This window comes from Halomonas sp. 3F2F (genome assembly GCF_014897805.1).
GTDB lineage: Bacteria > Pseudomonadota > Gammaproteobacteria > Pseudomonadales > Halomonadaceae > Vreelandella.
Genome location: NZ_JABUZE010000172.1, coordinates 1 through 1,421 on the forward strand (window position 1 = coordinate 1; position 1,421 = coordinate 1,421).

The following is a 1,421-nucleotide window of genomic DNA, read 5'->3' on the forward strand; positions in this document are numbered from 1 at the left end:
TCGGCATCCGTGTCAGCATCTGCATCTGCATCTGCGTCCGCATCCGCATCGGCATCGGCATCGGCATCAGCGTCAGCGTCAGCGTCAGCGTCAGCGTCTGCGTCTGCGTCTGCGTCTGCGTCTGCGTCTGCATCGGCGTCAGTGTCAGCATCGGCGTCAGCATCGGCATCGGCGTCAGCATCGGCATCGGCATCGGCATCGGTGTCAGAGTCAGAGTCAGAGTCAGAGTCAGAGTCAGAGTCAGAGTCAGAGTCAGAGTCAGAGTCAGAGTCAGAGTCAGAGTCAGAGTCAGAGTCAGAGTCAGAGTCAGAGTCAGAGTCAGAGTCAGAGTCAGAGTCAGAGTCAGAGTCAGAGTCAGAGTCAGAGTCAGAGTCAGAGTCAGAGTCAGAGTCAGAGTCAGAGCAGAATCCGAGTCACTATCAGAATCCGAGTCGCCATCAGAATCTGAATCGCTATCAGAATCTGAGTCGCTATCAGAATCTGAGTCGCTATCAGAATCTGAGTCGCCATCAGAGTCCGAGTCGCTATCAGAATCTGAGTCGCTGTCTGAAGAAGACGAAGAGGAAGCAGCCGCAGCAATACCAACCAAGCCAAGCATTCCTAAGGCAGCTGCCCAAGAAGGGTTGCTACTATCTTGCGCTAGTCCACCTGCTGCCACTTGGGTTTCAGAGAACGCAAACCCAGACCAAGGTATCTCGTACTGCCCCCACCAAATCACCTCAGTGGAATCCTTGAGAAGCAATTCCGTGCGTTCCCCCCCCGGGGCATTAAAAAAGCCAGCAATGATAATTTGTTCACCGGACTTCAGGGTGATAATCAGATCCATTCCCGACCGATCAAAAGCGGCAGTTTCTTCAGGTCCTACAGAAATCGTAACGACGCTCGGTTCCTGCAAATCAACAACACTGCCTCTTGGTATTTCAACCGCATCACCACCCGCTTTAGGGGTAATGACAATGAGTGCATTGTCCATGCTTCACCTATTTTCGTGTTACTTCCAAAGGGTTACCTTGACGAATTCGCTTTCCCCAACATCCTGTAGAACACCGATGCATCCTGGCCTGAAGATTCCCAAGGCTGAAAAGAACTATCAAAGTCAAAAACCGATTATTGTTGGATTTGGCTCTCCTTTAATTAGAAGCATTTAGCAAACTTGCGAAAACAAGCCCCTCTCAGTTTCAACTATTTTCTTGTAATAAAATTTCGACGCGGCGGTTAGGCGCCAGGCACTCTTTTAATACAGCACCTGCAATGTTTTGACAGCTCACCAAAGGCTCACTCTGCCCTAGGCCTGTATAGCGAATATTCTGAGGATTGGTTCCTCCTGCCACTAAAGCATCAGCGACCGCTTTTGCCCGCTGTTCGGAAAGGCGCAAGTTGAACCGCCCCGGCTTTACCGGAGACTCCATATCTTGAGAGGA

2 protein-coding genes are annotated in these 1,421 nt (G+C 51.0%); both read right to left on the minus strand.

What is annotated here, in order from left to right; all coding sequences use genetic code 11:
- A partial coding sequence (locus INT21_RS17410; RefSeq protein ID WP_193085538.1) for a BapA/Bap/LapF family prefix-like domain-containing protein occupies positions 1–973 on the minus strand: 973 nt, incomplete at its 3' end.
- Positions 974–1,178: 205 nt separating this feature from the next.
- On the minus strand, positions 1,179–1,421 hold a 243-nt coding region (locus INT21_RS17415; protein ID WP_193061390.1), incomplete at its 5' end, for an OmpA family protein.